5 protein-coding genes and 2 riboswitches are annotated in these 7,660 nt (G+C 64.5%); of the genes, 1 reads left to right on the top strand and 4 read right to left on the bottom strand.

All coding sequences use genetic code 11. The features are described from left to right. Positions 1 to 148 precede the first annotated feature (148 nt). The 4 genes from HU759_RS13050 to cobW form a co-directional block, all read right to left on the bottom strand. Positions 149 to 751, bottom strand: a complete 603-nt coding sequence (locus HU759_RS13050; RefSeq protein ID WP_099549150.1) for a VWA domain-containing protein — start codon at positions 749 to 751, stop codon at positions 149 to 151. Positions 752 to 804: 53 nt separating this feature from the next. Further along, positions 805 to 1,803, bottom strand: a complete 999-nt coding sequence (locus HU759_RS13045; RefSeq protein ID WP_186618260.1) for an AAA family ATPase — start codon at positions 1,801 to 1,803, stop codon at positions 805 to 807. Positions 1,804 to 1,984: 181 nt separating this feature from the next. Continuing rightward, a complete protein-coding gene (cobN, locus tag HU759_RS13040; RefSeq protein WP_186618262.1) occupies positions 1,985 to 5,746 on the bottom strand; it encodes a cobaltochelatase subunit CobN in 3,762 nt (1,253 codons plus the stop codon). A gap of 3 nt (positions 5,747 to 5,749) precedes the next feature. After that, positions 5,750 to 6,811 carry a cobalamin biosynthesis protein CobW gene (gene cobW, locus HU759_RS13035; RefSeq protein WP_186618264.1) on the bottom strand — a complete coding sequence of 354 codons (1,062 nt, stop codon included), beginning with the start codon at positions 6,809 to 6,811 and terminating at the stop codon, positions 5,750 to 5,752. A gap of 91 nt (positions 6,812 to 6,902) precedes the next feature. Further along, a riboswitch (cobalamin riboswitch) is annotated at positions 6,903 to 7,103 on the bottom strand. A 42-nt stretch (positions 7,104 to 7,145) separates the two neighbouring features. Beyond that, a riboswitch (cobalamin riboswitch) is annotated at positions 7,146 to 7,364 on the top strand. 96 nt (positions 7,365 to 7,460) lie between these two features. Here cobW and HU759_RS13030 point away from each other — a divergent pair. After that, positions 7,461 to 7,649, top strand: a complete 189-nt coding sequence (locus HU759_RS13030; protein ID WP_017136910.1) for a CbtB-domain containing protein — start codon at positions 7,461 to 7,463, stop codon at positions 7,647 to 7,649. Positions 7,650 to 7,660: the final 11 nt, after the last annotated feature.

Raw genomic sequence — 7,660 nt, 5'->3', positions numbered from 1 at the left:
TGTGCTGGCGCCGGGAAAAAATCGCGGGCACAGCCGAGGGCCTGGAGTGGCGTCCGGCAGGCTTGGAAAATTAAGGGATTTGGCAGGCAGGGGGTGACATGGGAAGCGGGGACAAGCGGGAATCAGGCAGCGTTCAATTTTATCAAGCCTACAAACTATCGATAGGCCGATAGTCCAGATGCAGCTCAAGCGCCAGCTGCTTTGCGCGGCCGAGCCTGATCGGGCCACGCTCGATATCCACCAGTAGCCCAGGACAATCGAGCACGGGCAACCCAGCGATAGCCTTGAGCCGCCCATCGGTAATCACCAGCAGCCGCTGCTGCTCGGCCGGGTAACGCCGGCGGCGCGCGTGCAGCCATTGGCCAGCTTCGGACAACGCCGCCAGCAACGGTGTGCCGCCACCGGCGCCCAGCTGCGCCAGCCAGCCACTCAAGCCTTTGGCGGCCTTGAGCCCCTGCACCTGCCATTTAGGCGAGTGCCCGCTGGCGGTCAATAACGCCATGCGCGCGCGCTGCCGGTAGGCGTCGTCAAACAGCTGGGCGAGCAGGCCTTTGGCGTCGCTCAGCGCGCCATGGCGGCGGGTGGACGCCGAGGCATCGACAATCACCAGCCACAACTCATGGGCCGCGCGGCTGCGCAGGTGATAAAGCAGATCCTCACGGCACTGCGGCCGGCCACCGAGCAAGGTGCCCGGCCAATTGATCGCGCCACGCTGGGCGCTGCGTGCCTTGCCGTGCCTGCCATGTTCCAGTCGCCCTGCCTTGGGCCGGGCATCCGCCCCCGCGTCAGGTCGAGGGCGAATGCCTAGGGCTTTTTTGGCCAGGTGGGTACTTCCCGGCGGGCGCCCGTGGGCAATGCGGGCGCGGGCATATCGCCCCACTGGCCCTGGCCGGGTGATGGGTCAGACGGTTTTGCAGCCTGGCCTGGATCGGGCGGGCTTGTCGACGGCGTTTGCGGTTGGCGGCGATGACGCAAGGCGAACTCGGCCACCGCTTCTATATCTTCCTCGGCGATGGCACTCGCGCCGCGCCAGGCAGCATGGGCGCGCGCGCCACGCAACCAGACCAGGTCGGCGCGCAAGCCATCGACGCCGGCGGCAAAGCAACGCTCGGTGATCTGCGCCAGGGCCTGGTCGTCCAGTTCAATACTGTCGAGCCGCTGGCGCGCCTGGGTGCAACGCTCACGCAACGCCGCCTGCGGTTCGGCCCATTGGCGGCAGAACGCCGCCGGGTTGCTGTCGAAATCCAGGCGGCGCCGGATGATCTGCCCGCGCTCGCTCGGCAAAGTCTGCCCGCTCAGCGCCACATTAAAGCCGAAACGGTCGAGCAGTTGCGGGCGCAACTCGCCCTCCTCCGGGTTCATGGTGCCGATCAGCACAAAACGCGCCGAATGGCGATGTGAGATGCCATCGCGCTCAATCAGGTTGGTGCCGCTGGCGGCCACGTCCAACAGCAGGTCGACCAGGTGATCGGGCAGCAAGTTGACTTCATCGACATACAACACACCACCATCGGCCTTGGCCAATACGCCGGGGGAAAACTGCGCCCGGCCCTCGCCCAGCGCGGCGTCCAGGTCCAGAGTGCCGACCAGGCGCTCTTCGGTGGCGCCCAGCGGCAAGGTGACGAACTGGCCGCTGGCCAACAGATCCGCCAGGCCACGCGCCAGGGTCGACTTGGCCATGCCGCGCGGGCCTTCGATCAGCACACCGCCGATTTTCGGGTCGATGGCGGTCAGGCACAGCGCCAGTTTCAGCTCATCGGCGCCGATCACGGCGGACAGCGGGAAATGGGGAATATCAGTCATACCTGCTCTCTTTAAATTCTGCTATTTCTTGTGGCGAGCGGGCTTGCCCCGCGTTGGGCTGCGAAGCAGCCCTAAATCCAAACGCCGCGTTCTTTCAGGAAAACCAGGTTGACCTTATTGGGGCCGCTACGCGGCCCAACGCGGGGCAAGCCCGCTCGCCACAGTGTGGGAATATCGGTCATCAGCTGTCTTCTTCTATGTCCAGCAACAGGTTTTCCAACGCCTCGCGATACGCACCCGGCGCCTGCCACATGCCGCGTTGCTGGGCTTCGAGCATGCGTTCGGTCATGTCGCGCAATGCCGCCGGGTTGTGCTGCTGCACAAAGGCGCGGGTGTCGGCGTCGAGCAGGTAAGCGTCGGCAAGCAAGGCGTATTGGTGATCGTCGATCAGTGCAGTGGTGGCGTCGAATGCGAACAAATTGTCCACCGTGGCCGCCATCTCGAATGCGCCTTTATAACCGTGGCGTTTCACCCCGTCGATCCACTTGGGGTTGGCGGCACGGGAGCGGATCACCCGGTTGAGCTCTTCCTTCAAGGTGCGGATCTTAGGCAGGTCCGGCTGGCTGTGGTCGCCATGGTAGCTGGCGGCCTTGTCGCCACTCAGGGTTTCCACGGCGGCGAGCATGCCGCCCTGGAATTGGTAGTAATCGTTGGAATCGAGCAGGTCGTGTTCGCGGTTGTCCTGGTTGTGCAACACCGCCTGTACCTGGCTCAGGCGCTGGGCGAATTGGTCGCGGGCGGCGGTGCCTTCGTCGGCACCCCCATAGGCGTAGCCGCCCCAGTTCAGGTAGACCTCGGCCAGGTCTTCGCGGCTTTGCCACAGGCGACCGTCAATCGCGCCCTGCACACCCGCGCCATAGGCACCGGGTTTAGCGCCAAAGATGCGCCAGCCGGCCTGCTTTGCCGCGGCCGCTTCATCCAGGCCCGACTCGAGCAACGCTTCACGCTCACTGCGCACCTTGGCCGCCAGCGGGTTCATGTCGTCTGGCTCATCCAGCGCCGCCACCGCCTGCACCGCCGCATCGAACAGGCGGATCAGGTTGGCGAACGCATCGCGGAAGAACCCGGACACGCGTAGCGTCACATCCACCCGTGGGCGATCCAACAAGCTGATCGGCAGGATTTCAAAGTCATCCACACGCTGGCTGCCGGTGGCCCATACCGGGCGCACGCCCATCAGCGCCATGGCCTGGGCAATATCGTCGCCGCCGGTGCGCATGGTGGCGGTGCCCCATACAGAGAGACCGAGCTGGCGCAGATGGTCGCCGTGGTCTTGCAAGTGCCGCTCAAGGATCAGGTTGGCGGATTGAAAGCCGATGCGCCAGGCCGTGGTAGTGGGCAGGTTGCGCACATCCACGCTGAAGAAATTACGCCCGGTAGGCAGCACGTCGAGGCGCCCGCGACTTGGCGCACCGCTGGGGCCGGCAGGTACGAAACGGCCACTCAGGGCATCCAGCAGGCCGCGCATTTCGGCGGGGCCGCAGGCGTCCAGGCGCGGCGCGACAACAATGCGCAGGCTTTCTATGACCGACTTCACGTCTTCCCAACCGGGTTCTTCGAGCTGTTCGAGCGGCCCTTCCAGTGCCTGCTCGATCAGTCGCGCGGCATACAGTTCCAGACGTTCGCGGGTGTCACCGGCGGTACGCCACAGCTGCGCGTCGATCTTCTGCAGCACTTCGGGGCGGCGCCCGGTCCAGGGCTCGGACAGGGCACAGTCCAGCGGGTCGAAACCCAGGTCGAAGGCTTTGGCCAACACCCGCAGCAGGCTCGATTGCGGGCCACGCCCATCGCCACGGGGAATGCGCAGCAAGGCCAGCAAGGTGTCGATGCGCAGGCGGCCTTCGGGCGACTCGCCAAAAATATGCAGGCCGTCGCGGATCTGCGACTCCTTCAAGTCGCACAGGTAGGTGTCCAGTCGCGGCAGCCAGACCGCCGCGTCGGCGTCGTTATCCAGCTCAAGTTCCTGGTCGATTCGGGTTTCGCGCACCAGCTTGAGAATGTCTTTTTGCAGCTCGAGGGCACGGCGTGGGTCAAGCAACTGCGCTTCGTAATATTCGTCTGCCAACAGCTCCAGGTTACGCAGCGGGCCATAGGTTTCGGCGCGGGTCAGCGGCGGCATCAGGTGGTCGATGATCACCGCCTGGGTGCGGCGCTTGGCCTGGGCGCCCTCGCCTGGGTCATTGACGATAAACGGGTAGATATTCGGCAATGGCCCGAGCAGCGCATCCGGCCAGCAATGTTGCGACAGCCCGACACCCTTGCCCGGCAGCCATTCAAGGTTGCCATGCTTGCCCACATGGATCACGCCATGGGCGCCGTAGGTGTGGCGCAACCAGAAGTAGAACGCCAGGTAGCCGTGGGGCGGCACCAGGTCGGGGTCGTGGTACACCGCGCTGTGGTCCACCTGATAACCGCGTGCCGGCTGAATGCCGACGAAGGTCAGGCCCAGGCGCAGGCCGGCGATCATCATGCGCCCGTCGCGGCACATCGGGTCGTTGTGCGGCGCGCCCCAGCGCTCCAACACGGCCTGGCGATTGGCTTCGGGCAAGCGCTGGAACATCGCCTCGTAGGCGTCCAGGCTCAGGCTTTGATGGCACGGGCGCAGGTCGAGGCTGTCGAGGTCGTTGGTGACGCCGCCGAGCAATTCATGGATCAAGGCAGTGCCGCTGGCGGGCAACTCACTCGGCACCGGGTAACCTTCGGCTTGCAGCGCACGCAGGATATTCAGCGCCGCTGCCGGCGTATCCAGGCCCACGCCATTGCCGATGCGGCCGTCGCGGGTCGGGTAATTGGCCAGGATCAGCGCAATGCGTTTGTCGGCATTGGGTACTCGCGCCAGTTCGACCCAACGCCGCGCCAGTTCAGCGACAAAATCCATGCGTTCCGGCGCTGCGCGGTAGCACACCACGTCGGATTGGCTGCGCTCGCTGCGCCAGGCTAAATCTTTAAAGCTGATGGGCCGGCTGATAATGCGCCCGTCCAGCTCCGGCAAGGCAATGTGCATGGCCAGGTCACGCGGGCCAAGGCCCTGTTCACTGGCCTCCCAGCCAGGTTGATTGTCCTGGGCGCAGATCGCCTGGATCACCGGGATATTGCGGCGAAACGGCCGCAGGTGCGGGGCTTCCGGGCTGGATTGGGCAAAGCCGGTGGTGTTCAAAATCACCGCCGCCTGCACTGCATCCAGCAAGTCCTCGACCACTGTCAGGCAGCCGGGTTCTTTCAAACTGGCCACCGCCATCGGCAGCGGGTTAAGACCCGCCGCCTGCAAGCGTTGGCAGAACACATCGATAAAACCGGTATTGGCCGCCTGCAAGTGCGAGCGGTAGAACAACACCGCCGCCACCGGCCAGTCGGCGTGCCAATCGGTCTGCCAGTCGTTCAGCCGTGGGTGGGGTTTATGCGGGTGATAAATCGCCGTGCGCGCCAGGGTTTGCGGCTCGTCCCAGGCGTAATCGCGGCCCAGGTGGCTGCTGGCCAGGCAACGGTAGAAATCCAGCGCATTGCCCAAACCGCCCTGGCGCAGGAAGTGCCAGAGGCGGTCGCGCTCAGCCATGCCAACGGTGCTTAAGCCGCTGAGTTCCGGGTCGGGGCGATCATCGCCCGGCACCAGAATCAACTGCACGCCGCGCTCGGCCAACTCCACCAGGCGCTCGATGCCGTAGCGCCAATAACCGATGCCACCGTGCAGAGAAATCAGGATGACCTTGGCGTGGCGCAGCACCTCGTCGACGTAGAGGTCGACCGAGGCGTGGTTTTGCACCTGCATGGGGTTGGCCAGGCGAAAGCTGGGGTAGTCGACGGGCAACTGCTGGCCGGCCTCGGCCAACAGTGCAAGGCTGGAATCACCGCTGCACAGGATCACCAGCTCGGCAGGGGTTTGCCCAAGGTCGGCAATATTGTCGTCCGAAACGAAACCACCCGGCTGAGTCCTGAGCAGGTGCATGGGTTAAACGCTGAGCGCTGCGCGCAATTGCGCTTCGAGGCCCGCCGCATCCAGCTCCTGGCCGATCAGCACCAGGCGTGTGATGCGCGCTTCGTCGGCGCCCCAGGCGCGATCGAAATGTTTGTCAAAACGCGTGCCCACACCCTGGATCAGCAGGCGCATCGGCTTGTTCGGGATCGCCGCGAAGCCTTTGACGCGCAGGATGCCGTGTTGCACCACCAACTGGGTCAGGGCGTCGAGCAGCAGCGCTTCGTCGGCTTGCGGCAGGTCGATGGAGATGGAGTCGAACGCATCGTGGTCGTGATCGTCTTCACCTTCATGGTGATGATCGTGATGGCTGTGGCGGCCGTCGATGTGTTCTTCGGAACCCGCGCCCAGGCCGATCAGCACGTCCAATGGCAGGCGACCGCTGCTGGCTTCGATGATTTTTACGGCCGGCGGCAGTTCTTCGGCGACTTCCAGGCGCACGCGGGCCAGGTCTTCGGCGCTGATCAGGTCGGATTTGTTGAGGATCACCAGGTCGGCGCTGGCCAACTGGTCGGCAAACAGCTCGTGCAGCGGCGATTCGTGGTCCAGGTTCGGGTCGAGTTTGCGCTGGGCGTCAACCTGGTCCGGGAAGGCGGCGAAGGTGCCGGCAGCCACGGCCGGGCTGTCGACCACGGTGATTACCGAGTCAACCGTGCAGGCGCTGCGGATTTCCGGCCACTGGAAGGCTTGCACCAGCGGTTTTGGCAGGGCCAGGCCCGAGGTTTCAATAAGGATATGGTCGAGGTCGCCGCGACGTGCAACCAGCTCGCGCATCACCGGGAAGAACTCTTCCTGCACGGTGCAGCACAGGCAGCCGTTGGCCAGTTCGTAAACGCGGCCGTTGGCTTCTTCTTCGGTGCAACCGATGGAGCACTGTTTGAGGATCTCACCGTCGATGCCCAGTTCGCCGAATTCGTTGACGATCACGGCGATGCGACGGCCTTGAGCGTTGTCGAGCATATGGCGCAGCAAGGTGGTTTTACCCGAACCGAGGAAGCCGGTAACGATGGTGACGGGGAGTTTGGCCAGTGTTTTCATCGGATGCCCTTGAGGGCGGGCAGACGGGACGATAGACCCTGCGACGGCGCGCAGCAGCGGATTTCGTCACCGGATCACCCCGCCCGGTTAAGTAGAAAATCGGTTGCGAGGCAGGTCTCCTGGCTTGGGGTTTGCAGGTCTTGCGACCCGCGCTGGCTGCGCCTTCCCGCCGTTATGGCAGTGGCGTGGCAGGCAGCTGAACCCTTCACAGTTGCGGGGGCAGCCGCGGCTTGGACCGCGTTCCCTTCTTAGCTTCGGCGTGGGCCGAAGAACCTCGAAGGTGCAAGGCTACAGGGGCTCGCGCGATTTGACTACCGTCGCCCGCCCATGCTCTCCTACACATCTTGTTTCGGGTGCCCTTCACAGGGTGAAACGGGAAACCGGTGAGTCATCGCGTGATGACGAGTCCGGTGCTGCCCCCGCAACGGTAAGCGAGCGAAGCATCAAATCCACTGTGCCTGTGCATGGGAAGGAGATGCTTGATACGGCCCACCTCTTTTCCCAAGAGCGCCCCTCGCAAGCCCGGAGACCGGCCCGAAAAAACCAGATAACAAACCCGCGGTGGGCGGGCGCTGTTCAGAACCCTGCGTGCCTGCCTCGCGGGGTTTTCATGCGCCTGCGTCACCCTGAACCCCTGAAGGGACGCGCCATGTCGATCATCAGCAGCACTTCGCACACCGCCAGCAGCACCACTACCTTGAGCCAACGCCTGGGCGCCGCCATCGGCGCGTCGATCCTCGGCGCGTGCCTGGTGTACTTCGCCGGTTTCTCGCATATCGAAGCGGTGCACAACGCCGCCCACGATACCCGCCACAGCGCCGCGTTCCCGTGCCACTGAGGCCTGCCGAC

Source organism: Pseudomonas sp. OE 28.3 (genome assembly GCF_014268205.2).
Classification (GTDB): Bacteria; Pseudomonadota; Gammaproteobacteria; order Pseudomonadales; family Pseudomonadaceae; genus Aquipseudomonas; species Aquipseudomonas edaphica.
Note: the sequence above shows the minus strand (reverse complement) of the source record. Positions and strands in the feature narration are given on the sequence as shown.